We start from the raw sequence: 23,991 nt of genomic DNA, 5'->3' as shown, positions 1-23,991 counted from the left end.
CGACAAACCTGCGGCAAAGGTTACACGCCACAAGCCGCCCTTCGGTATCGCGAACACGAAGCGGGAGCGGCGTGCCATCCAGCAGATTTTGCAGGACAGCGTCATCCCGTTCGGAAACGCCATTGAGTTGCGGGCCGCCTACGGCAGCGGCCGCATTTTCGCCCACCAGGCCCAAAACGTTGAGCGATTTGAGCCAGATCGATTACAGAACGCACGCCAAGCTTTGCGATCAGGCGGCTGCGATGCGCGCTCACCGTCTTGCGGCTCAGCGCAAGCTCGTTGGCAATCTCTCCATTGCTCATGCCGCGTGCGAGGTAGGCCATGACTGTCTTCTCGCGCTCCGTTAGCACGGCAAGAGGGTCAGCCGCATCGTTCGGTTTGCGTCTCGTACCAGCCAGGCCGTCGCGGCGCGGAAAATATCGATGACCGCTCAGAATCGCGGCCACAGCCCGGCGCAGTTCCTCAACGTTCTCGTGGCGACGGACAAAGCCGTCAACGCCGGCGTCAAAGGCCCCCTGAACCAACAGCTGTGCTTCTTCGTCGCCGTAGAGCAGCGTCCTCGCTCTCGGGCCGGACGCTTCCAGGCGACGCACGAAATCGGGCGCGTTGAACATGGGCAAATCGGCGGAAACGACGATCAGAGCGGGGTACCGCTGGAGCGAGAGTGCTTCGCGCGCGGTATCGGCTTCTCCGACGACTTCGTGACCTGTCGCCCGAACGATGTCAGCAAGCGCGTTGAGTTCGACCGGCCGACCACTCGAGACAATGATCCTTGCCATTTTCCTTCCTCCGTGGACCTTGCGCGTACCGGGGGAGCGTGAGCGCCCGCGTACAGGTCGGGCGCACTGAAAGCCATCGGAAAAGATCTTAGCGGAACCCTCGAAATGGCGAATCGCACTGGCCAGGAAAGGCCTCGGTCGCCTGAGTACGTCAAGCAGCTCTGGACACAACGAGGACAATCGATTCTTGTCGCTTTGAAGGGCAAAACCGATAACTCGCTGTTACGAATCTCGCATCGCCGTTTCACCTGTGTCCAGGTCCGCCACCTACACTCCGAACCGTGCTCACCAACAGGGCACGCAACTGAGCAGGAGTAGCGGAAATGAACAAGGCGATTCTCGGGATGGTATTGGGCGCAGCCGCATTGGCGGCGTCGACGGCGGCAAGCGCGCACGTGGATGTTGCATTGGGGCTTGGCGTTCCGGGCATAGCCTACGCTCCAGCTCAACCGGTATATGTTGCGCCTCCGCCTGTTGCTTATGCACCCGCTCCGGTTGCGATGGCGTATCGCGACGATGATGGCTGGCGCGCACGCGAGTGGCGGGAACATGAATGGCGGGAACACGAACGCCGCGAGCACGAATGGCGCGGGCGCGAGTGGCACGAACGTGTCCGCTGGGGCTATTAAATCGACTCAACGTGTCATGCCACGCAGGTGTCAATCATGAAACTGAATCACCAGGTTAGTACGTTCGTTGCGGCTGCCGCCTTGGGACTGGCGCTTGCCGGTACCGCCAATGCCGCCGGCTGCCTGAAGGGCGCAGTCGTCGGCGGTGTAGCCGGTCACTACGCGGGCCACCATGCGGTCGTTGGAGCCGTCGGTGGCTGCATTGTCGGGCATCACGTCGCCAGGAAAAATGCGGAGGAACGTGCAGCCCAACGTCAGGCAATCCGTGAGCAGAAGCTGGCCACGTGATAACTGGCAGCGCCCTTTCTCCGCCCTCGCCCACCCTGCATGAATCATCCGGCGCGTCACCGTGGGACCCGGTGTAAATTACCTCTTCGCATAGAATGAACTCATCTGAGCAACATGTGAGGCGGTCGTTCTGCAATGGAACAAGAGAAGTACAAGGGTTGCCTGTTGTGGGGGCACGTCATCGCGCAACAGGAAGAACTCCTGGAGCCGGAACGGTATGCCGCAAGCGGCACCATCACCCGGGACAACAAGCTGATTGAAGCGTCAGGCGTACTCGGCTTGTTCGATACAGAGCAGGAAGCCCAGGAGGTTGGCCTTGCCTGGGCCCGCGCGTGGGTCGACGCCCATCTGTAATGAGGGTTACCCATGGCTAAGGCGCTGGAAGACGATGTGTTATTCTGACTGCATGCGGCTTGCATTTATCTTCTTACGGTATGCATGCCGAGCGGAGCATATCTGGATGGACGAAAGAAAACGTGAAAGCATCGTCGCCTACCTGCGGCGACGGATGGCAGAATTTGGGATCAAAGCGGATGACATTGCCGCTTCCATTGCGGCAGACCAGGAGCGGCAGCGAGCTGCGCGATACCGCGATGCATTTGGCCACACATGGGACGGCAAAGGCTCAGCACCTCAATGGGTTGTGCAAGCGACCAGCGCCGGGCAGTCGCTCGAGCATTTTGCTATCAACAGGTCGCCGGAACCGGACTCAGGCAAACGCCCCCATGTGGATTGGCGTGATGACCCATTTGCTGGCACCCGACTAGCGACAATAAAAGCAGAACCCCTCAGAGCCGCCTGACCGAACATTTTCTCTCGCCGGGCGGCATCGCTCTACGCTGGCATTTTCGAGCGGTTCACGGCCCCCTTCGACTGCACGCTTCATTCTCGTGCCGCTAACTCTGTGATTCAGTCAGTCTGCGATACGCACTCAGATGCCGTATCAGGCCCTGCCTGTCGCCACGCGTCTCGAGCAACATAGCCAGGTTGTGGTGTGCGTCCGCATAAGACGGATCGAATTCAAGACACTTCTCGTAACTTCGCTCGGCATCCTCGAGTCTGCCCACTTCTTCAAATGCAACGGCGCGGTTGAAATGCAGGACAGCGTCTTCGGGGAAGTGGGATAGCGCTGCTTCGAATACATGAAGCGCATCCTGGCAACGTCCCTCAAATTCACAAAGAAGCGCGCCCAGGTCAACGTAGGCGGCATAATAGGGTTGCGGCGAAAGCTCTATCGCCTTTCTGTACGCGCGTTCCGCACCATGCACGTCGGTTGTTCTTAGCTGCTCGCCGAGGTCGTACCATTCCTCTGCCTGGTGCACCAGGTTCTTTTGCACAGGTGCAGTATCAAGGAACACGACATCGCCCTTGATTTCAGCTACTTCGAAGTCGAGCAATTGCTGCCCTGTAATCGCATTCCACTGTGAGGGGCCCGTCCTCACCACCACATCGTTGCCGACCGCAGATACTCGAATTCCCGTCAATGGCAACTCATCTGGCAATGCTTCTCTCAGCCGTGAAAGGGCCATGATGATTTTGCGCGGCGGTATGCGCGCGGCGCGCAACTGCAAGGCGGTGCGCAACAGGACGACGTCCTGGAACGTGAATCGATATGCGTTCCTCGGCCCACGCGATGGGTTCACGAATCCGGCCGCAACCAGACCGGAAACCACGCTGCGGGAGACCCCGAGCATCGCTTGCAGCTCGCGCATCGAAATCTCGCGCGCTGTGACTTGTGGTGTCACTTGCGTGCCCGGACCTTTGCGGGTGCTTCGTCAGGAGCTTTGCTCGCGCGCGCCGCCGGCTTGCGCGTTTTGGGCGCTACAGGAATCTCAGCAACGGGTTCAGGGCTCTTGCGCCTCGATGCCGGAGCGGCTTTCGTTTTTGCATCACCCTTGAGACTGGCGCGCAAGGCGTCCATCAGGTCAATGACCTGCCCACCGCCACGCGTGGATTCCACGGCCTCCTGAGTGACGACCTGCTTGCCCTCGATTTTTTCGTCAATGGCGGCAAGGATGCGCTTCTTCTCTTCGTCCTCGTAGGCTGCCGGGTCGTAGTTGTCTTCAGCGCCCTGCTCGATAATCTGCAATGCGAGTTTCAGCTCGGCATCGGACACCTGGATGCGTTCGACGTGCAGGTCACTCAGTGAGCGAACCTCATCCGCATAAAGCAACTGCTGGAAGACGAGCCCGTCTTCTTCGGGGCGCACTTGCACGATCCGCGTCTTGCCTTTGAACGCCCATTTAGCCAACGCACAGCGGCCGCTTTGAGCGAGCGCCTGCTGCAGCAAACTATACGGTTTGCCGCCTCTTTTGTCGGGCGCGATGTAATACGCCTTGTCGTAGAAAACGGGGTTGACCGCCTTCTCTGGAATGAAAGCGAGTATCTCGACGACGTGACTGGCGCCATCCTCCAGCGCCTTCAACTCATCGCTGGTGAAAACCACGAATCTGTCCTTGTCGAATTCGTAGCCCTTGTTCATGGCCGAGCGCTCGACGACCTCCCCCGTTTTCTCGGAAACGTACTGCTGCTTCACACGCGAGCCGTCGGGCGCGAGCATGTGAAACCTGACGTCGGACGAACTCTCAGTCGCGGTGTAAAGCTTCACCGGTATCGAAACAAGCCCGAAAGAGAGCGACAAGGAAGCGATTGAGCGGGCTGGCATGGACTTCTCCTCGCGGATAGGCGCGTTCAGCACGTCGCTCACGCAAGGCGCGTGCCGCCGCCAGCGATGAAAAATTTCATTTTAGGCGCTTTATGGCCGAAGCCAACGACTGGCTCGCCGACCAGTACGCTGCCCACGGGTCCCGAGACTGGAAGCTCAGGTACTCGCGTGCCGTCTGCACCGTCCACTGCGCCCCACTCCTCAAGTCGGTCAGTTGCTCCCAGGAAACTGGCATGGAGACACCCATCCCCGGCCGCGTCCGTGCAGAGAATGCGGACACGGTCGTTTGCCCCATGCCGTTTCGTAAGTAGTCGACATAGACCTTGCCAATTCGGTTCGAAGCGCCAGCGGTTGCAGAAAAACGCTGTGGAATCGCTTTTGCGAGGTGCCGAACGAATGCCTGCGAGAATGCCTTAACCGCCTCGTAGCCAAGCCGCGGCGCAAGCGGCACAACGACATGCAATCCCTTCCCGCCGCTCGTCTTCAGCCAGGCCTCGAGGCCGAGCTCCGACAACAGCGTGTGAACAAGAAGCGCTGCCTCCTGAACGTGCCCCCATTTCACACCTTCGCCGGGGTCCAAGTCGAAGATGACCCTGTCGGGCTTCTCGAGTCGGCGAACCGTCGAATTCCAAGTGTGGAACTCGACCGTATTCATCTGCACTGCCGACAGCAAGGCATCCGCCGTATCAACCGTCAGCAGCGGCGGATGTTTTGGCCACAAGTCCCGGTCGTGAACCATCAGCCCTGGCATGTTCGTTCTCTCCGCATGCTTCTGAAAGAACAGTTCGCCGGCGATGCCGTCAGGCGCTCGAACCATCGCAAGGGGTCGTGCCTTCAGATGGGGCAGCATCCACTCCGCGACGCTCGCGTAGTAGCGAACGAGGTCGGCCTTCGTGACGCCAGTCGAGGGGTCGACGACGCGTTCCGGATGGGTAATTTTCAGCTGCGGCAGAGCACTCGGTGCCTGGGTCTTTCCTCCTTCCCGGACGACACCGCGCGCGGGCTTGTCGACGCGCAGTCCCTTAAACGACGCCTGTCGCACCAGGCCATCGGTGGTCCAGTCTGCGAATTCCACTTCCGCGACCAGCTCGGGACGAACCCAGCGCTCACTGCCCGCGGCACGCCGTGACCATCGGCGCTGTTTGGCTGCAGTCACGTCAAAAGGTGCCACATCGATCTCGAGCGGCGTGAGGCGCGCCCACAGATTCCGCGCGGTCCTGGCGTCCCAGCCGGTGCCGACGCTGCCCGCGTCGTGAAGCTGGTCGCCGACGTAATACCCGAGCATCAGGCTGCCGATTTCACCGGGCTTGCCGCCTCGCGCAGTGAAGCCGCAGATGACAAGCTCTTGCCGCAACCGGCACTTCGCCTTCAACCAGGTCTGCGTTCTGCCCGATTCATACCGAGCGTCGCGGCGTTTGAGCATGAGGCCTTCGAGGCCCAACCCGGCGGCAGCTTCAAACACCCGGGCCGGCGGCGCCTCAAAGTCCTGGCTGAAGCGAATCCGTTCGCCGCCACTCTCGAGCAACTGCGCAAGCAGCGCGCGCCTCGCCCACAGCGGGACGTTCCTGAGGTCCTTTCCGTCGACGTACGGAAGGTCAAAAAGGAAAAAGACAATGTCCTGGTTCGTGGCACCGTCCATCGCATCCTGAAGAGCGCCGAAATTGGGGATGCCGTCCTTGAGCACGACGATTTCGCCATCCAGCCAAGCGTTCGAAACCGGGAGTTTTTCGACCTCTGCAGCAAGACTGGCGAGCGTCTTCGTCCAGTCGTGCCCGCCGCTCGTGAAAAGCCTCGCGCGGCCCTTATCGACACGCGCGAGCAAGCGGTATCCATCCAGTTTGGCCTCGGTTATCCAGTCTCCCTGCGTCGGCAACGAGGGGGCGAAGGTCGCGCGCTGCGGTTCGAGCTTCGCGGGAAGCGGCGCCAAGACGGCCGCCGACAGGTCAATCATCGGTGACTCCTCACGGCGCGCGGGTCGCGCCACCCTCGGCTCCCGTTCTTCGATGAGCCCGAGCGGCTTTGCGGTGACGCTGTCGGGAAGCGCCTTGATGACATCGTATTCCGCCAATGGCTGCGCCCACTCGTCGCGCTTCTTGAAGAGCATCCACGGGTCTTGCTTGTCGTCGGGCTTCGATGTTCGCACCAGCTCCCACAGTCCCGCGAGCTTCTCGCCATGAAGGCGAAAGACGAGCTTGCCCGACTTCATCCCTTCCTGCGGGTCGCCAACGGGCTCCCATGTCCCGCGGTCCCACACCATTACCTTGCCGGCGCCATATTGCCTCGCAGGAATCGTCCCCTCAAAGTCCGCATACTCGACTGGATGGTTCTCCACGTGTATCGCCATCCGCTTTTCCTTCGGGTCATAGCAGGGACCTTTCGGAACCGCCCAGGACAGCAGCACCCCATCCAGCTCGAGACGAAAGTCGTAATGCAGCCTGCCAGCCCAATGCTTTTGCACGACGAAGCCGAGCTGTCCGCCGCCAGATGGGCTGGCAGCCGCCGGCGCCGGTTCGGGCGTGACCTGAAAATCCCGCTTCTTTTGATAGCGGGACAGCGGCGGAGATGTCGGGTCGCGTGCGGAGGCCATAACACTAGTCCAGGAATAACTTTCGTCTTTTCGGGACGCAAATAAGACACCTGACCTTGGTCGTGGCCTCAATCCGATGTTCGGCCGCCTGACTATCAAGCTCTAATTTTTTGCGTGCTTTCTATCCCGCCCGCAGCACAACGCCCACGTTCGCCGACCAACTTCGGCACGACACGCGAAAGCAACGCTATTCTGGAGGATCGTCCTCCAAAGGAAAGGCAATGCTGCATACGCTAGAGGCATCAGTGGTCGTTCTGGTGGACCTGCAAAGGCGACTGATCCCCGCAATACATGAAGGAGCGATGGTGGTAGCTCAGGCTGCCCGGCTGGGAAGAATCGCGCAGTTGCTCGACGTGCCCATCATCGGCACCGAACAGAGTCCCCAGAGGCTCGGTGAGAATGCGGAGACTATCAAGGACCTCTGCTCGAACACGGTCGTCAAGGACCATTTCGATGCGACCGCTGAAGGACTCGTCGACGCGTTGCCTGCAGGGCGAACGAGGATAATTGTTGCTGGCTGCGAGGCGCACGTCTGCGTACTGCAAACGGTGATTGGCTTGCTGAGCCACGGCTTGCAGGTCACGCTCGTCAAAGACGCAATTGGTTCGCGTAAAACTTCAGACCGTGATACCGCGATAGACCGGCTCGCCCGGGCGCGGGCCGATGTGTCGACCGTGGAAATGGTTGCATTCGAGTGGTTACGCTCCAGTCAGCATCCGCAATTCCGCGACGTGCTGCGCCTCATCAAATAGCAGGCGACGCTTACCGTATCAGGCATTCGTGCCCGGCGGTGCGAGGAACTCGAATGTCTCCACTCTTCGCATCCCCGTACACGTCTGTTCGTGCCGCAAGCAAGTATCCAGCGGTCAATGCGCACAGCGCGGCATCGACGTCGTCAATCGACATCAGCAAGATGCCCGCGCCTTGCAGGATGACCAGATGGCAGCCTTTCTTTTGTCCGCCAACATCAATCCCCGCCACCGGCATGCTGCTCACAATACGCTCACACGCGGATATCAGATTGTGGCTTAGACTGCGGCCGGGGCACCCGTGACTTCGGTAGCTGCCGGCGAGACTCCAGCTTCGACCGGCGCGACCGACGGCACAGTTCCCTTCCTGACACGCGCCTTTCGGGCGACGACTGGTTTGACCGCGCCACTCTTCGTTGAAGATTTTCGCGATGCCGGAGCAGCCTTATTGACGGCGGCCTTCTTCGTCGATGTGACCTTTTTCGCGGCCACCGGCTTGTCCGTTTTCGCCTTCTTCTTTGCCGCAGGTTCGGCAGCCTTCTCAATCAGAAATTTGGAGCGGTCTTTGACGTCAGCGAGCCATGCCGGTGCACGACCCCGGCCACTCCACGTCGCTCCAGTTTTGGCGTCCCGATAAAGGGCCGGCTGCGGACCGCGGACGTAGTTGCCAGCCTTCGGGGGATTCACAGCCGCAGCAGCCTTCGTCGGTGCGCCCGCAAGCAGGAACTTGCTTCGGTCTTTGGCCTTGGCAATCCAACTCGGTGCTCGACCGTGGCCTGTCCAGGTGGCCCCACTCCTCGGGTCCTGATACTTTGCTACCGACGAGTTCTGCTTCGTTGCGGTGCTCACGCCAGACTTGCGACCACGTCGTTTTCCGACGAATGCTTCGATGTCGGCGAGCGTCACCGAATGCTTTTCCATCAGACCGCGAATCTTTTCGAGCACAGCAGTGGACTTCGTGGTTGCCAGCGCGGTTGCTTGGGCCTGGAGCTTTGCTATCTTTGCCTGGATGGAATCGAGCGTCGCCATTCTTTTACTTTTCCCTTGTTAAGTTACTGTGTCGCACTATGCCACATCGCGCGACGAAGGCAACAGAATGTGTTGAATTAGCGGTGTCGCCATTGTCTGGCTGCTAGATAGCGGCAGAGACGTCGCGCTATTTGGCATCGAAAGCGGTAACGACACCAATCGCAATGGCGGTAGCGCAGGAGGTCGGTGGTATTCCTTCGGCTCCACAATCTGAGTTCAGACTGACCTGCCCCCCCGCAAACAGGGCCATCCGGAGTCTAGTAAAGTTCGTTTTCTGAACGGCCCCGGTTTTCAGTGCCAAAGGCAATGTTAGTCTTCGGCGTTCTGTTGGTCCGTCAGTTGGGCCTGCAGGCCCAACTGACGGACGTATTCGGCAGGCGGCACTTCACCGAGAGCCCTGTGAGGCCGACTCTCGTTGTATTCGACCCGCCATCGTTCAATTTGCTCCCTGGCGTCGGCCAGCGATGTGAACCAGTGCACGTTCAGGCATTCATCGCGTAGCGTGCCGTTGAACGACTCCACGAATGCGTTATCCGTTGGCTTGCCGGGCCGGCTGACTGTGCGGCGCCGTCGCAAGCGCCACGGTGTCATGATGAAACGCGAGCAACTAGCCCTGCCGAACGCGCCCAACGAGGTTTGGTCAATCGACTTTGTGATGGATACGCTTGCCAATGGGCGGCGCCTGAAGTGCCTGACAATCGTCGACGATTTCACGAAAGAGGCTGTCGACATCGTCGTCGACCACGGCATCTCGGGCTTGTATGTCGCTCGCGCTTTGGACCGTGCCGCCCGCTTCCGTGGCTATCCCAAAGCGGTGCGAACAGACCAGGGGCCCGAGTTCACGAGCCGCGCGCTCGACCAGTGGGCCTATGCGAGCGGCGTCACCCTGAAGTTGATTCAGGCCGGCAAGCCGACGCAGAATGCGTACATCGAATCGTTCAACGGCAAGTTCCGCGATGAATGCCTTAACGAGCACTGGTTCACGACGCTCGCCCACGCGCGCGCCGTCATCGCGGCATGGCGCGAGCAGAGGCCGCACAGCGCACTGAATTACCTCTCGCCATCAGAGTTCGCGGCGAAACATCGGGCAACAGCGGATGCTCCTGCCGCATTCCAGGAGCTGGTTTAAAGGGACTTTGCTAGAAGACCATTGGCCCTATTGAAGGGGGCAGGTCAGGATATCCGCAGCGAGCTAAAAAAGAACGCGATGAGCATAATCAGCTGAATCGACCTCGCGATTGATGAATACTTCGATAAAGTTGGTCAGCATCCCCGACGGGTGGCCTGATGATGCTCCGCCGCGGTCAGCGTCCTTTGGCCTCGTGCCTGAAGGGGAAAGCGGAGAAAGTTACGAAGGCCTGGAAAGTTACTTCCGTAGACTGAGTGCCTGCCAGGGGCTATTTCCGCGATCGTTTGCCGTTCGTGCAGTCGGACCTATTCCATGAACAAGACGAAACGGTTCCCCAGGCACCAAAACGCAAGCGGTACACGTTCTGGCTCCCTGGTTTATCGCGCCTTGATGGTTCCAGCCTCGCAAATCACGAAACTAGAGGGGCTAGTAAGGAGCAAGTTCGATCGGCGCTAACTACCTCGGCGTTCCCTGTCGGTACGAGTAGTATCGCCACCAGCCGTGAACCTCTAATCCTTGGCGGAAGGCAGACAGAGTCGAACTGTCCCGGGAACGGCTGACGTCCCCAACTGGGTTTGAAGCCCAGCCGCACCACCCGATACGATTGCCTTCCGTTGCACAACGACGATGAACACGCAACAAACGCGAACCGCGCATCAAACCCAATCACGCATGCGGCTATCGGGCCTCAACACATGTAAATCGCGTTGAAACCGAGTATATCCAACGCGATCGAAGAACTCCAGAATCTGGATCGCGCGCTTGCGGCCGAGTCCCGTAGCATCGCGAAACGCCGCCGCGCTCACGCCTTGCGATTGCGGCGTTTCGGCCAATTGCGCCACCAGACGCGCAAGCTCGTGAATCACGTCGCGATCGTAGAACAGATCGCGCACGACCTGATACAGCTTGCCAAGCCGCGCCAGTTTGCGCAGCAGCGCGCGCACTTTTTCCTCGGATTCCCGTACTTCGCGTGCGAGGTCGCGCACCCATGGCGGGTCGTATTCTCCTTGTGCGAGCAACGGCATGAGTCGCGCGGCGAGCGCTTCCTCACCGGCATCGAGCGAAACCGCATGCGAAGGCAGATGCAGCCACGGCCCGCTGCGCGCGATACGTCCCGCATCGATGAGCGCGTCCACGGCCGCGCGCCAGATCTCGTCGCTTGCAAGCGGCGCCACCATGCGCCGCAGCCGCGCAGCGTCCGGTCCCTGCTCATCGGGTATGCGCGCATGGAATTCGCCCAGCACCTCGACAATGCGCGCAGCGAGGCGCGTCCAGTGCGCGCGCGCGAGCACGACGGATTCCGCGGTCCGCCCTTGCGAAACGATCACGACCGCGTCGTCGGGCAGTGCAAGCGTGTCCGCGTCGAATCCGGTCAATTGCGCGAGCGTCGCACGTGCGAGCCCGTATGGCGCCTGTTCGATCAGCGCGTCAATGCGGCCTTCATCCAGCCATGCGCATAGCGCGTCGAGCCACGCACGACGCTCCGGCGTGCGCCTGCGCCGCGCAGGCCCGAATGGGTCGAGCACGCGCCCGCCGCCCACGGTGCGGCTCGCCTGCGCGTTGCGCACGATGAAGCGGTCGCCGGGCATCGCGTGCAGCGGCGCATCGAAAACCAGTTGCACGCGGGCTTGCTCCCCCGCCGCGAGCGCATCGCCCTCGAGCAAGGCAATATTCGCCACGCGGTGCATCGTGCCCAGATGCACATGCAGCGGCGACCAATGTTCAAGCGTGATGTCCGCGTCGTCGAGCAATTGCAGGTCGACGTCGAGGCGCGTCGCGGGCTGCGCGAGCCGTGCATCGACGATCCAGTCCCCGCGCGCGATCTGCTCCCGCTCCACGCCATGAAGGTTGAGCGCACAACGTTCTCCCGCTTGCCCCGCCTGCACCGCGCGATTTTGCGCATGGATGCTGCGCACCCGCACCGGTGCGCCCGCCGGCGCAAGCAGCACATGCTCGCCCGTGCGCACGCGCCCCGCGAACACCGTGCCGGTCACGACCGTGCCCTGCCCCGTCAAGGTAAAGACGCGATCCACGGCAAGACGGAACATACCGTCGTCGCGGCGTGCGCGCCAGTGCGTGGCGCGCTCGCGCAACCAGGCGTCGAGTTGCGCGACGCCCGGGTCGCCCGCCCGGGTCGCCTGCGTTTCGAAGCACGGCGCGCCCGCCAGCGCGGTTGGCGCGAGCCACGCGGCAATGTCCGCGCGCACCTCGGCGAGGCGCGCCGGGTCCACGCGGTCTGTTTTGGTCAGCGCGATCGCACCGTGCCTGACGCCAAGCAATTGCAGGATCGCGAGATGCTCGCGCGTTTGCGGCATCACGCCGTCGTCGGCGGCAATCACCAGCAGCGCGAAGTCGATGCCGCATGCGCCGGCCGCCATGGTGTGCACGAGTTTTTCGTGCCCCGGCACGTCGATGAAACCGAGCACCTCGCCGTTCGCGAGCGGCGTATAGGCATAGCCGAGCTCGATCGAAATACCGCGCGCTTTTTCTTCCTTGAGCCGGTCGGTGTCCACGCCGGTGAGCGCGCGCACGAGCGTGGTCTTGCCGTGATCGATATGCCCTGCCGTGCCGACGATCACAGGCGCAGCTCCGCGAGTTGCGCGACGAAAGCGGCTTCGTCCGCGTGTTCGAGGCAGCGCAGATCGAGCCGCAGCGCGTCGTCGGCAATGCGGCCAATCACGGGACGCGGCAAGCCGCGCAGCGCGCGCTCCAGTTTGAGCAAGGCGCGGCCACCGCCGCCCTTGCCGCTGTGGCGCGCGACCAGACCGTAGCCCGGCAGCACATCGACCGGCAACGCGCCGCTGCCGATCTGGCTCAGCATCGGCTCGACGCTCACCGCATAGCCATCGCCGAGCGCCCGCTGCAGTGCGGGCAGCGCATGCGTGGCCGCTTCGTGCATCTCGCTCGCGGGACGCGTGAGCAGCCGCAGCGTCGTCAGGCGCTCGCGCAGGAATTCGGGCGCCTGGTAAAGCTTGAGCACGGGCTCGAGCGCCGCGAGCGTGAGCTTGCCTACGCGCAGCGCGCGCTTGAGCGGATGCTTCTTGATCTTTGCGATCAACTCCCTACGCCCGACGATCAACCCGGCCTGCGGGCCGCCCAGCAGCTTGTCGCCGCTGAAGGTGACGAGGTCGGCGCCCGCTTCGACGGTGGCGCGCACTGTCGGCTCGGCCGGCAGGCCCCATTGCGTGAGATCGGCGAGCGTGCCGCTGCCGAGATCCACGGCAACGGGCAAACCATGGCGCTGAGCGAGCGGCGCGAGTTCGTCCAGCTCGACGCTCTTCGTAAAGCCGCTGATCGCATAGTTGCTGCAATGGATCTTCATCAGCAGCGCAGTGCGCGCGCCGATAGCGGCCTCGTAATCCTTCAGGTGCGTGCGATTGGTCGTGCCCACCTCGCGCAGCCGCGCGCCCGCGCGGCTCATGATGTCGGGAATGCGAAACGCGCCGCCAATCTCCACGAGTTCGCCGCGCGAGACGATCACTTCCTTGCGTGCGGCCAGCGCGGAAAGCGCGAGCAGCACCGCCGCCGCGTTGTTGTTCACGACGGTCGCCGCTTCGGCGCCAGTCAATTCGCAGATGAGTTCGTCGATCAGGTCGTCGCGGTCGCCGCGCTTGCCGGTGGCCAGATCGAATTCGAGGTTCGCGGGCTGCGTGAGCGCTTGCACGACGGCGCGCACGGCAACGTCGGGCAGCAGCGCGCGGCCCAGATTCGTGTGCAACACCGTGCCGGTCAGATTGAATACCGTGCGCAGATTGTTTTGGGCTCGCGCCGCGAGCGTGCGCTGCGCATCGGCAAGCACGCGCTCGATGGAAAACGGCGCCTGCGAGTCCGCCTCGATCACGAGCGTGCCGGCCTGCGCCTCGCGCCGCCAGCCGTCCAGCGTCGCGCGGATGGCCGCGAGCACCTGGGTGCGTCCATGCTGCGTGATCAGCGCCTGCGCGTGCGGCGCGGCAATCACGCGCTCCACCGCCGGCATTTGCGCAAGCAATGCATTCAGCGCGCTTTTATCGACCTTCTCGCTCGCCCCCATCATTGCTCGGCCGGCGCTTCGGGATAGAGCAGCGGATTCGCACTCGCGCGCCGGTAGCCCGCTTCGCTCATCAGCAAATCGAGCGTGATACTCGCGAGATCGTCGGCGAGCGGCTCGAACTCGAGGTCCTTCTCCTGATAGCCGATCTTGCGATAGGTATGGCATTCGTCGCACGACTCCGCTTTCAAGGCCGGATTGCCGCCTTCGATGCCGTGATACGCAATGCCTTTCGTCGAATCGCAGTTCGTGCACTTCACGCGCACGACGTGATTCTCGGTGCCGCACAAGCTGCATTGCACGTAGCGATAGCCCTGGAATGCGCCGCCCACGCGCACGATGCTCGCAACCGGTTGCACGCCGCATACGGGGCACACGCCTGGCGCATCCACGTAAGGCACCTCTTGCACGCGCAGGCGGCTAGCGAGGTCGGTCCATACCACTTGCAGCGCGGCCATGACGAACGGCGCCGTGGCCGGTGCCACTTCCGCATGGCGCTGCCCGAGCAAGGCGTCGGCTTGCGCGTCGAGTTCGGCGTCGCTCATCGCACGCAGCGTGTCCAGCACCTTCGCGAGCGCGGGTGTGACTACGCCTGCCGCTTCCACGCGATCCGCCAGGCGGCGCAGCACCGCGCGCCATTGCGGGTCGCGTTCAGTACCGAGCGCGGGCAGGATCGGCATCGAATGGCGCTGCGCATGGGCGAGCGCTTCGTGCGGCGGCATTTGCGCTTCGAGATGCGCGAGCGCCTGCTGCTGCGCATCGACGAGCACCGCCATGAGACGCACATAGCCGCCGATGGGATTGCGCTCTGCCAGCTTGCGCAGGCGCGCGGCGCGCTCGCTGAAATGCGTTGCGCGCTCGGGCAGCCGGATGCGCGGAATCGCGGAGGGATCCTGCGCCTGAATCTGCTCGGGATCGAGAATGCGCTGCGTGGGTTGCGTCACGACGAATCGTCTCCCTTCTCCATAACAAAAAGCCGCCGCGCCCTCGCGGGCGGGCGGCTTGTGCAGGACCGCGCGCCTGCTACTTGATGTTCTCGCGGAACCAGCGCGGATGATGCTTTCTCGCCCAGCCCCAGGTCACGTACCCGCGCGTCATGGCGCGAATCGAACCTTTAACCCACAGCGCCGCATAAATGTGCACGACGATGCCCACGATCAGCGCGAACGCCGCGCCCGCATGAACGACCGCGGCCCAGCGGATCAGCGTGACGGGAAAGTACAGCGAGAAGTAGCGCCGCCAGATCACTATGCCGCTCACGAGCAGCAGCACGAGACAAACCACCATCGCGAAGAATAGCAGCTTCTGTCCCGCATTGTAGCGGCCGACTTCGGGCAGCTCGTCTTCGCGGTTGTTCAGCACATCGCCCATCTGCCTGAGCCATTGCCGGTCATTCGCATCCAGATAGTTGTGATGCCAGAAGCGCAACGCAAGCAGCATGAACGAGATGAACATCACCACGCCGATGAACGGATGCAAAATGCGCGTCCATTGCCCGCCGCCGAACAACGCAGAAAGCCAGAACATCGCCGGATGAAACATCGCGAGACCCGAAAGTGCGAGCAGCACGAAAGTGATCGCGGTGATCCAGTGGTTGGTGCGCTCGTTGGCCGTATAGCGCTGAATCAGTTGCGGTTCATCGTTATTCATCGCCGCGCTCCTCGGGTTCGCCACGCATGCGCCGCGCCTCGTCGCGCGCGGCCTGCTCGTCCTCGGCATTCACATCGTTCGGCCCCACCCGCGTGTAGTGGAAGAAGCCCGCCACCGCCGCGAGCGCGATGCCCGCGAGCGCGAGCGGCTTGGCCACGCCCTTCCACAGCCGCACGAGCGGGCTGATGCGCGGGTTGTCGGGCAAGCCGTGATACAGCGAGGGCTGGTCCGCGTGATGCAGCACGTACATTACGTGCGTGCCGCCCACGCCCGGCGGATCGTAGAGCCCGGCCTTGTCGAAGCCGCGCTCCTTGAGGTCGACTATGCGCTCCGCCGCGTGCTGCTTCATGTCTTCCTTGGTGCCAAACACGATCGCACCGGTCGGGCAGGTCTTCACGCAGGCGGGTTCCTGCCCCACGGCCACGCGATCGGAGCACAGCGTGCATTTATAGACGCGATGATCCTGCTTCGACAGGCGCGGAATATTGAACGGGCAGCCCGTGATGCAATAGCCGCAGCCGATGCAGTTTTCCTCGTGAAAATCCACGATGCCGTTCGTATACTGCACGATCGCGCCCGGCGATGGGCATGCCTTGAGGCAGCCCGGATCCTCGCAATGCATGCAGCCGTCCTTGCGGATCAGCCATTCGAGGTTGCCGTTCGGGTTCTCGTATTCCGTATAGCGCATCACGGTCCACGAGTGCTCGGTGAGATCGCGCGGGTTGTCGTAGACGCCCGCGTTGATGCCCACCTCGTCGCGCAGATCGTTCCATTCCATGCACGCGGTCTGACACGCCTTGCAGCCAATGCACTTGGTGACGTCGATGAGTTTCGCGACCGCGCCCGTGGACGGCTCGCGCACGCCGGGCGGCGGCGTGGTGGTGGCCGACTGGCGCTTGATATCGAGCGATTGCAATGCCATGTCGTCCCCCTATGCCTTTTCCACTTTCACGAGGAACGACTTGAACTCGGGCGTCTGCGAATTGCCGTCGCCGACGGGCGGCGTGAGCGTATTCGTCAGATAGCCGGGTTTGGTCAGCCCCGTGAAGCCCCAGTGCAGCGGCACGCCTACGTGATGCACCTTCCTGCCGTCGATGGTGAGCGCCTTGATGCGCTTGGTGACCACCGCCACGGCAATCAGGTAGCCGCGATTGCTCGACACCTTCACGCGAGCGCCGTCGACTACGCCCACCTCCTTCGCCAGTTCCTCGCCGATCTCGACGAACTGCTGCGGCTGAATGATGGCGTTCAGCCGCGCATGCTTGGTCCAGAAGTGGAAATGCTCGGTGAGCCGGTACGTGGTGGCGACGTGCGGGAACGATTGCGCCGTCGAGAACGTCTTGCGGTCGTCCGGGAACACGCGCGCCGCGGGGTTGCTGGTGGCCTGCGCGTTGTTGGGGTGGAACGGGTTATAGCCGAGCGGGTTCTCGAAGGGTTCGTAGTGCTCGGGAAACGGCCCTTCGTTCATGCCGTCGCGCGCGAAGAAGCGCGCGACGCCTTCGGGGTTCATGATGAACGGCCCCATGCCGAGATCAGGCGACTCATCGATCTTGTAGTCGGGCACGTCCGCGCCGGTCCATGCGCTGCCGTTCCAGCCGATCAGCTTGCGGGTGGGATCGAACGGCTTGCCGGACGTATCGCACGAGGCCCGGTTGTACAGCACGCGGCGGTTCGCCGGCCACGCCCAGGCCCAGTTGAGCGTCTGGCCGATGCCGGTGGGATCGGCGTTGTCGCGCCGGCCCATCTGGTTCCCCGCCTGGGTCCACGCCCCGCAGAAGATCCAGCAGCCGCTTGCCGTGGTGCCGTCGTCCTTGAGCTGCGCGAAGCCCGAAAGCTGCTCGCCCTTCTTCACGAGCACCTTGGTAGCATCCTTCGGGTCGGTCTGGTCGGCGAGCGCGCGGCCGTTGTATTCCTTCGCGAGCTCCTCGGGCGTGGGGCTCGCCGGATCCGCATATGGCCAGTCGAGCTTCACGATCGGGTCGGGCAGCTTGCCGCCGTCCTTCTGGTACGCCGCGCGAATGCGCAGAAACAGTCCCGACATGATCTCGAGATCGCTCTTCGCCTCGGCCGGCGGCTCCGCACCCTTCCAGTGCCATTGCAGCACCCGGCTCGAACTCACGAGCGAGCCGTTTTCTTCAGCGAAACAGGTCGTGGGCAGGCGGAACACCTCGGTCTGGATCGAGCCGCTATCGACATTGTTGTAATCGCCTACTTTCTTCCAGAACTCCGAAGTCTCGGTGGCGAGCGGGTCCATGATCACGAGCCACTTCAGCTTGCCGAGCGCGGCCAGCGTTTTCGCCTTGTTCGGCGCGGACGCGATCACGTTGAATCCCTGGCAGATATAGCCGTTGACCTTGCCCTGGTTCATCAGCTCGATGGTCTGCATCAGGTCATAGGGCTTGTCGAGCTTCGGCAGCCAATCGTAGCCCCAGTTGTTTTCCTTCGTGGCCGCGTCGCCCCACCACGACTTCATGAAGCTCACGAAAAAGGCGTTATAGCGCTGCCAGTAGCTGAGCTGGTTCGGCCGCAGCGGTTGCAGCGCGCGTTTCTTGATGTAGTCGTCGTAGCTCTGTTCGGCCTCGTTGGGCAGGGTCATGTAGCCCGTGAGCAGATTCGACATCAGCCCGAGGTCGGTGAGCCCCTGGATGTTCGAGTGGCCACGCAGCGCGTTCATGCCGCCGCCCGCGATGCCGATATTGCCGAGCAGCAACTGCACCATCGCGCCCGTGCGGATCATCTGCGAGCCGATCGAGTGATGCGTCCAGCCGAGCGCATACATGATGGTGCCCGCACGCCCCGGCTCGGCCGTGGTCGCCAGCATTTCGCATACCTTGAGGAATTTCTCCTTCGGCGTGCCGCAGACCTTCTCCACCATCTCGGGCGTGTAGCGCGAGTAATGCTGCTTGAGCAACTGATAGACGCAGCGCGGATTCTGCAGCGTGGCGTCGGTCTTCACGAAGCCATCTTCGCCGATCTCGTAGTTCCACGACGACTTGTCGGGGTACGCGTGCTTTTGCGCATCGTAACCCGAGTAAATGCCGTCGTTGAACGCGAAATCCTCACGCACGAGGAAGGTGAAGTCCGTGTAGTTCTTCACGTATTCGTGCTGGATCTTGTCGTTCGCGAGCAGCCAGTTGATCACGCCGCCAAGGAACGCGATGTCCGTGCCGGTGCGAATCGGCGCGTAATAATCGGCGACCGAAGCCGTGCGCGTGAAGCGCGGGTCCACCACGATGAGCCGCGCCTTGCGATGCGCCTTGGCCTCCGTGACCCACTTGAAGCCGCACGGATGCGCCTCGGCCGCATTGCCGCCCATCACCAGAATCACGTCCGCATTGCGAATGTCGACCCAATGGTTCGTCATCGCACCACGGCCAAACGTCGGGGCAAGACCTGCCACCGTCGGGCCGTGTCAGACACGCGCCTGGTTGTCAAATGCGAGCAGGCCCATCGAGCGGGCCACTTTATGCGTGAGATAGCCGACTTCGTTGCTGCCCGCCGAGGCGGCCAGCATGCCGGTGGTCAGCCAGCGGTTGACGGTCTTGCCGTCCGCGGTTTTCTCGACGAAGTTCGCGTCGCGGTCTTCCTTGAGCAGCTTCGCGATACGGTCGAGCGCCTCGTCCCACGAAATGCGCTTCCACTCGTTCGAGCCCGCCGCCCGATACTCGGGGTACTGGAGCCGGTCCGGGCTGTGAATGAAGTCGATCAGGCTCGCGCCCTTCGGGCACAGCGTGCCGCGATTGACCGGGTGATCGGGATCGCCCTCGATATGGATGATGCTCGCGGTGGCATTCTTCGCACCATCGCCGAGACCGTACATGAGGATCCCGCAGCCCACCGAGCAATACGGGCAGGTGTTGCGGGTTTCAGTGGTGCGCGCCAGTTTGTATTGTCGGACTTCGGCAAGCGCATTGTCGGGCGCGAAACCCATCAATGCGAGGCTGGAACCCGCCAGCGACGTTGCCGTGACCTTGAGGAACTGGCGCCGGGACATTTGCAGCATGGTGTGCGTCCTCGGCTTTGGGATTGTGGGTTTTTTCAGTATAAGACGTTTCGAAAGATAGATCCTGTGCCGTGTCCGGGCGCGCTATCCAGGAACCAGGCTTGCTATATTTCCGCAAGGCCCGACGTATTCGTATGAGGCCCGGGGCGGCCATTCCACCCGCGCCGGGCACAATGCCGGCACCATGAATCCACCCTTGCCGGAATCCAGGACGTTCAATATGGCAACTCTCCCATCGGAGCGACTCGGCTCCGCCGCGCGCAAGGAAGCCTCCTGGGTCGCGAGCGCGTGCCGGCAATTCATCGCCGACCGCTGCCCATCGCTGGCCGCGAGCATCGCCTTCTATTCGGCGTTCTCGCTCGCGCCCACGCTCGTCATGGTGATCGCCGTGGCAGGCTGGTTCTTCGGCGCCGACGCCGCACGCGGCGAGCTGTACCGCCAGGTCCACAACGTGCTCGGCAACGATGCCGCCGCAGGCGTCACCACCATCGTCGAGAACGCGCACCGCGCGGGCGGCACCGGCAGCATCGCCGCCATGATTTCGCTCGCGATGCTCGCGGTCGGGGCGTCCGCAACCTTTGCGTCGCTCAACTCGGCACTCAATATAGTCTGGCCGCCAATCGGCCCGCGCACCTCCTCAGTGCTCGCACTCGTGCGCCTGCGGCTGATCTCGTTCGGCCTCGTGCTCGGCGTCGCCATCCTGCTGTTCGTCTCCGTCGTGCTGGATACGGTCATCACCTTCGTCGGCCGCTGGCTCTGGGGCGAAACCCCTTTTGTGATCATCGGAAACCTGCTGCAGCTGACGGTCGGGCTGCTCGTGCTCGCCTTTGCATTCGCCGCGCTGCTGCGCTTCCTGCCCGACGCCGTGGTGCGCTGGCGCGATGCCCTGGTGGGCGGCATGGTGGCGGCAGCGCTGTTTTCGGTAGGCAAGAAGCTTTTCGCGCTCTATCTGGCGCATGCGGGCATGGCCACGGCGTTCGGCGCGGCGGGCTCGCTGGCCGTGCTGCTGATGTGGCTGTACTTCTCGGCTGCCGTTTTGCTGCTCGGCGCCGAATTTTCGGCGGCGCGCGCTCGCCTGCACGATCCACGCGGCGCGTGGGGTTTCCTTGCGGAAACGCCGCCCGGCAGCCGCGCCAAGCTCGCCTCCGTGCTCGCTGCTTCCACGATCGCCCCCATGCGCGAAACCGTCGCGGCCAGCCGGCCGGTCCATGCGGTTCCGATCGGAAACACGGCTCCCGTAGCCGGCTCGCATGCCGGCCGGGATGCCGCCGGGGGGGGCGTCCATGGCGCGAGGGCCGCCGATGCACGGCTGCAAGTGATCGGCCAGGTGCGCGCCGAGGGCGGCGCGTTCGCCCGGCGCAGCGCCGGCAGCCTGCAGATCCGCCGTTCAGTAGTCAACATGGAAAAAAGCGCCACCGATGCCGCCGCCCGCACCCTCGTGCGCGCGGGCCGCACGGTGGCCGCCACCAACCGCTATGTCCAGCGCCACCCCTGGCGTTCGGTGGCGCTCGTCGCGAGCGCCGCGCTTGCCGTGACGGCGGCAGCGGGCCGCCGCCGCACGACCGTCGGGCAGGACTCGCCCCACCCGGGCGATTAACGCCGCCTCTCGTCGGCCCTCGGCCCGGCAACCGGCGCCTCGCGCCGGTACAGCCAGATTCGAAATACGGAGCAACCCGTCCCCGCTTCCAGTTGCCCGGTATTTACCCTTATATGCCTCGGCCGCGGTTGCACGATTTGCGACCCGCTTCGGAACCGGTAATAGCGCCGCACCGGCATTCGCTCCGTTCCGCATCCGGAAGAATCCGTTAGAGCCGGTATTACAACGCGTTCTCCGGATGTGTCAGCTTTTTGCGACAGTCATTTTTTTTCAGTTCTGGAGAATTAGGCCCCTGCGTTATTCTCCGTTCCGCAATGGCATGAATCAATTCAAGCAACAACTAAATATCTGCGTGGAGAAAAACGGATGAAACGAATCGCCCTCTCGACCCTCTCGCTGGCCGTCCTGGCCGTCTCGGGCGCAGCACATGCGCAGAGCAGCGTGACCCTGTACGGCGTGATCGACGAATCGATCCAGTGGGTTGGCAACACGAAGAATGCTGAAGGCCAGAACAAGAACCTGGTCGGTCTGTACGCTGGCAACCTGTCGGGCGACCGCTTCGGCCTGAAGGGCGCGGAAGACCTCGGTGGCGGCCTGAAGGCGATTTTCCAATTGGAAAACGGCTTCAACGTCAACAACGGCAAGATGGGTAACTACAACGGCAACAACCTGCTGTTCGGTCGCCAGGCATACGTTGGTCTGACGAGCGAGCAATTCGGTACGGTCACGCTGGGTCGCCAGTACGACCCGCTGGTTGACATGGTTCAGCCGCTGACCGCCGACAACTACTTCGGCAGCACGTTCGCTACGCCGGGTGACGTCGACAACAACGACAACAGCTCGCGCACGAACAGCGCCATCAAGTACGTGTCGCCGGTGTTCGCTGGCTTCCAGTTCGAAGGCATGTACGCACTGGGCGGCGTTGCAGGTTCGACCGGCTCGGGCCAGAGCTGGGGCGCAGCTGCTACGTACGGCATCGGTGGCTTCAACATTGCCGGCGGCTACTTCCGTCAGGACAACTCGTCGTCGCCGGCCGCCCGCCTCGCAAACGGCGGCTGGGCAGCGAACGCAACGTCGGACAACTTCTTCCAGGACGGCACCCAGATCCAGCAGGCTTACGCTTCGGCGAAGTCGGTTGGCAATGCTTCGGTCGCTGCCCAATACGTCGCAGGTCCGTTCACGTTCGGCGCACGTTACGCCAATGTCCAGATCAAGCCGGACGGCTACTCGGCGTTCCAGTCGACCGAGCGCTTCAACGTTGCTGGCGGCTACCTTGGCTACCAGGTGAACCCGGCTCTGCTGCTCGGCCTGGGCTACGTCTACACGCACGGTGCAGGCGACACGTCGGCTTCGTACAACCAGGTTTCGCTCGGCGCAGACTACAACCTGTCGAAGCGCACCGACCTGTACGCAGTGGCGGCTTACCAGCACGCCAACGGCACGCAGCGCGTCAACGCGACGACGACCCAGACGGCCGGCGCTTCGATCGGCTCGTACGGCTACAACTCGGCTTCGAGCTCGCAAGAAATCGTCAGCCTGGGCATCCGCCACAAGTTCTGATCGGCATGAGCCGGGCTTCGGCCCGGCCAGGCGAAGAGACCATGCAGCAGCTAAAAGCTGCACGCTACACAAGCCAGCCTTCGGCGCAAGCCAAGGCTGGCTTTTTCATTGGCGGCGCGTTTTGCTACGAAAGATCGACGCGCCCGAAAATCCGGCCGCGCGCAACGCGCGGTTCTCGCGGCGCGCCACCAACACCACCATCAACACACCGCCAGCGCAGCCTCATTGCACGTTAGCGCTCCCTTGGAGCACCCTCAGCGCAACCTTGCAAGCGCCGCCCGCGCGTGACGCAAGAACGCCTCCGCCAGCGGCGCCGCGTCCCGCTGCGCGCATCGCGCCACATTGAGCGGCACCTCCAGTTCCGGCACGAAGCGCTTCACCACCACGCGCGCGCTCGCCCCCGCCGCCGTGAGCGGATCGACGAGCGCGATGCCCATTCCCGCCTCCACCAGCGTCACGAGCGCCTGCGCGAGATCCGCCTCCACGCCAGTCAGACGCATCACGCCGTGCTCCGAGAACAGGCGGTCGATGCGCAGGCGTGCATGCGTTCCCGCCGCATAAGAAACGAAGCGCTCGCCTTCGCAGTCGGCGGCGCCAACCGCGCGCTTGCGTGCGAGGCGATGGCCGCGCGGCACGATGCAGCGCATCGGCCATTGCCCAAGACGCTCCAGCCGCACCGCGCGCGGCGCCGCTTCCTCGCCGACGAGCGCCAGGTCGCAGCGCTCCGCCGCCACACGTTCGAGCGCGAGCGCGGGTTCGAGCGTGAGCAGCGTCACCTCCACGCCCGCATGCTCCTGCGCGAACGCGGCGCTCACGCGCGGCAGAAAGTCGGGGCCGAGTTCAGGCGCGCCGGCCACGCACAACACGCCGCGACGCTGCTCGCGGATTTGCGCGGCGGCCTGCACGACGCGCTCGAGTCCGCTAAACGCACGTTCGACTTCCGCATGCAGCGCATGCGCCTCGCCCGTCGGCAAAAGCCGCCCGCGTGCACGCTCGAACAACGCGAAGCCTACGCTCGCTTCAAAGTCGGCGACGAGACGGCTTACCGCGGGCTGCGAAACGCCCAGCGCGCGCGCCGCGCGCGTGACTGTGCGCCACTGCATCAAGGCGCGAAACGCTTCAACCTGGCGAATACTGAGTTCGGAAACTGGCATAACATCAAGGCATGCTATCTTCTTTGAAAGGTCGTTCAAGCATAACTCAGCAGAATATGGCCTGCTGCAAACCCCGTTTTTTATGCAGCATCATGCTCGACGCTCATATATAACATCAGAACATGCTTAGTGCACAGCGTGCTGC

21 protein-coding genes, 1 tRNA gene and 2 pseudogenes are annotated in these 23,991 nt (G+C 62.9%); 9 read left to right on the top strand and 15 right to left on the bottom strand.

Translation table 11 applies throughout. From position 1 onward, the window contains the following. Positions 1–101: 101 nt before the first annotated feature. Complete coding sequence (locus PWP93_RS21390; RefSeq protein WP_421045850.1) at positions 102–779, bottom strand: LuxR C-terminal-related transcriptional regulator; 678 nt, start codon at positions 777–779, stop codon at positions 102–104. 323 nt (positions 780–1,102) lie between these two features. On the opposite strand from PWP93_RS21390, the gene PWP93_RS21385 reads away from it, so the two are divergent. The 4 genes from PWP93_RS21385 to PWP93_RS21370 all read left to right on the top strand — a co-directional run bounded on the left by PWP93_RS21385 (position 1,103) and on the right by PWP93_RS21370 (position 2,498). Next, entirely contained in the window at positions 1,103–1,408 is a 306-nt protein-coding gene (locus PWP93_RS21385) for a hypothetical protein (RefSeq protein WP_421045849.1), read from the top strand. Positions 1,409–1,444: 36 nt separating this feature from the next. Continuing rightward, entirely contained in the window at positions 1,445–1,696 is a 252-nt protein-coding gene (locus tag PWP93_RS21380; protein WP_421045848.1) for a hypothetical protein, read from the top strand. A 135-nt stretch (positions 1,697–1,831) separates the two neighbouring features. Next, entirely contained in the window at positions 1,832–2,050 is a 219-nt protein-coding gene (locus tag PWP93_RS21375) for a hypothetical protein (protein WP_421045847.1), read from the top strand. 106 nt (positions 2,051–2,156) lie between these two features. Next, entirely contained in the window at positions 2,157–2,498 is a 342-nt protein-coding gene (locus tag PWP93_RS21370) for an H-NS family nucleoid-associated regulatory protein (RefSeq protein ID WP_421045846.1), read from the top strand. 94 nt (positions 2,499–2,592) lie between these two features. Here PWP93_RS21370 and PWP93_RS21365 read toward each other — a convergent pair whose 3' ends face one another. The 3 genes from PWP93_RS21365 to ligD form a co-directional block, all read right to left on the bottom strand. After that, positions 2,593–3,408 (bottom strand): tetratricopeptide repeat protein, encoded by an 816-nt coding sequence (locus PWP93_RS21365; protein WP_421045845.1) that lies wholly within the window; start codon positions 3,406–3,408, stop codon positions 2,593–2,595. A 29-nt stretch (positions 3,409–3,437) separates the two neighbouring features. Continuing rightward, the gene (locus tag PWP93_RS21360) at positions 3,438–4,361 is read right to left on the bottom strand and encodes a Ku protein (protein ID WP_421027095.1); all 924 of its coding nucleotides are present in this window, start codon (positions 4,359–4,361) and stop codon (positions 3,438–3,440) included. Positions 4,362–4,437: 76 nt separating this feature from the next. Beyond that, positions 4,438–6,948, bottom strand: a complete 2,511-nt coding sequence (gene ligD / locus PWP93_RS21355) for a DNA ligase D (protein ID WP_421045844.1) — start codon at positions 6,946–6,948, stop codon at positions 4,438–4,440. A gap of 221 nt (positions 6,949–7,169) precedes the next feature. On the opposite strand from ligD, the gene PWP93_RS21350 reads away from it, so the two are divergent. After that, positions 7,170–7,700, top strand: coding sequence for an isochorismatase family protein (locus tag PWP93_RS21350; protein ID WP_421045843.1), 531 nt, complete (start codon positions 7,170–7,172; stop codon positions 7,698–7,700). A 10-nt stretch (positions 7,701–7,710) separates the two neighbouring features. Here the strand turns inward: PWP93_RS21350 and PWP93_RS21345 are convergent, their stop codons facing one another. After that, positions 7,711–7,944 carry a hypothetical protein gene (locus PWP93_RS21345; protein WP_421045842.1) on the bottom strand — a complete coding sequence of 78 codons (234 nt, stop codon included), beginning with the start codon at positions 7,942–7,944 and terminating at the stop codon, positions 7,711–7,713. Between the two features lie 32 nt (positions 7,945–7,976). Next, on the bottom strand, positions 7,977–8,726 hold the full coding sequence (locus tag PWP93_RS21340; RefSeq protein WP_421045841.1) for an H-NS family nucleoid-associated regulatory protein: 750 nt from the start codon (positions 8,724–8,726) through the stop codon (positions 7,977–7,979). 107 nt (positions 8,727–8,833) lie between these two features. Between PWP93_RS21340 and PWP93_RS21335 the strand changes: the two genes are divergently transcribed. After that, positions 8,834–9,004 carry an LrgB family protein gene (locus PWP93_RS21335; protein ID WP_421046150.1) on the top strand — a complete coding sequence of 57 codons (171 nt, stop codon included), beginning with the start codon at positions 8,834–8,836 and terminating at the stop codon, positions 9,002–9,004. 31 nt (positions 9,005–9,035) lie between these two features. On the opposite strand, the pseudogene PWP93_RS21330 reads toward PWP93_RS21335, so the two are convergent. Continuing rightward, positions 9,036–9,281: pseudogene (locus tag PWP93_RS21330) on the bottom strand (integrase core domain-containing protein); the annotation flags it as partial. Between PWP93_RS21330 and PWP93_RS21325 the strand changes: the two are divergent. Beyond that, positions 9,280–9,855, top strand: a pseudogene (locus tag PWP93_RS21325) (integrase core domain-containing protein); the annotation flags it as partial. The pseudogenes PWP93_RS21330 and PWP93_RS21325 sit on opposite strands and share 2 nt — an antisense overlap. 517 nt (positions 9,856–10,372) lie before the next feature. Here the strand turns inward: PWP93_RS21325 and PWP93_RS21320 are convergent. The 7 genes from PWP93_RS21320 to fdnG form a co-directional block, all read right to left on the bottom strand. After that, positions 10,373–10,468, bottom strand: a tRNA-Sec gene (locus PWP93_RS21320). A gap of 43 nt (positions 10,469–10,511) precedes the next feature. Continuing rightward, complete coding sequence (gene selB / locus PWP93_RS21315; RefSeq protein ID WP_421045840.1) at positions 10,512–12,434, bottom strand: selenocysteine-specific translation elongation factor; 1,923 nt, start codon at positions 12,432–12,434, stop codon at positions 10,512–10,514. Next, positions 12,431–13,888, bottom strand: a complete 1,458-nt coding sequence (selA, locus tag PWP93_RS21310) for an L-seryl-tRNA(Sec) selenium transferase (protein WP_421045839.1) — start codon at positions 13,886–13,888, stop codon at positions 12,431–12,433. Before selA ends, selB begins: the two co-directional genes overlap by 4 nt. After that, positions 13,885–14,826 (bottom strand): formate dehydrogenase accessory protein FdhE, encoded by a 942-nt coding sequence (gene fdhE / locus PWP93_RS21305; RefSeq protein WP_421045838.1) that lies wholly within the window; start codon positions 14,824–14,826, stop codon positions 13,885–13,887. Before fdhE ends, selA begins: the two co-directional genes overlap by 4 nt. Positions 14,827–14,905: 79 nt before the next feature. Then, a complete protein-coding gene (locus PWP93_RS21300) occupies positions 14,906–15,532 on the bottom strand; it encodes a formate dehydrogenase subunit gamma (RefSeq protein ID WP_421045837.1) in 627 nt (208 codons plus the stop codon). Next, entirely contained in the window at positions 15,525–16,454 is a 930-nt protein-coding gene (gene fdxH / locus PWP93_RS21295) for a formate dehydrogenase subunit beta (RefSeq protein WP_421026839.1), read from the bottom strand. The genes PWP93_RS21300 and fdxH overlap by 8 nt, the downstream gene beginning before the upstream one ends. A 9-nt stretch (positions 16,455–16,463) precedes the next feature. Then, entirely contained in the window at positions 16,464–19,535 is a 3,072-nt protein-coding gene (gene fdnG, locus PWP93_RS21290) for a formate dehydrogenase-N subunit alpha (protein WP_421045836.1), read from the bottom strand. 220 nt (positions 19,536–19,755) lie between these two features. Here fdnG and PWP93_RS21285 point away from each other — a divergent pair, with 220 nt between their 5' ends. Both PWP93_RS21285 and PWP93_RS21280 read left to right on the top strand, forming a co-directional pair. Further along, complete coding sequence (locus PWP93_RS21285; protein WP_421045835.1) at positions 19,756–21,132, top strand: YihY/virulence factor BrkB family protein; 1,377 nt, start codon at positions 19,756–19,758, stop codon at positions 21,130–21,132. A 366-nt stretch (positions 21,133–21,498) separates the two neighbouring features. Then, on the top strand, positions 21,499–22,692 hold the full coding sequence (locus PWP93_RS21280; RefSeq protein ID WP_421026836.1) for a porin: 1,194 nt from the start codon (positions 21,499–21,501) through the stop codon (positions 22,690–22,692). Between the two features lie 254 nt (positions 22,693–22,946). Here PWP93_RS21280 and PWP93_RS21275 read toward each other — a convergent pair whose 3' ends face one another. Continuing rightward, complete coding sequence (locus tag PWP93_RS21275) at positions 22,947–23,846, bottom strand: LysR substrate-binding domain-containing protein (protein ID WP_421045834.1); 900 nt, start codon at positions 23,844–23,846, stop codon at positions 22,947–22,949. Positions 23,847–23,991: the final 145 nt, after the last annotated feature.

The sequence above is a fragment of the Paraburkholderia sp. A1RI-2L genome, from assembly GCF_048957375.1.
Classification (GTDB): domain Bacteria; phylum Pseudomonadota; class Gammaproteobacteria; order Burkholderiales; family Burkholderiaceae; genus Paraburkholderia.
This window is presented reverse-complemented; position numbering and strand designations above follow the sequence as displayed.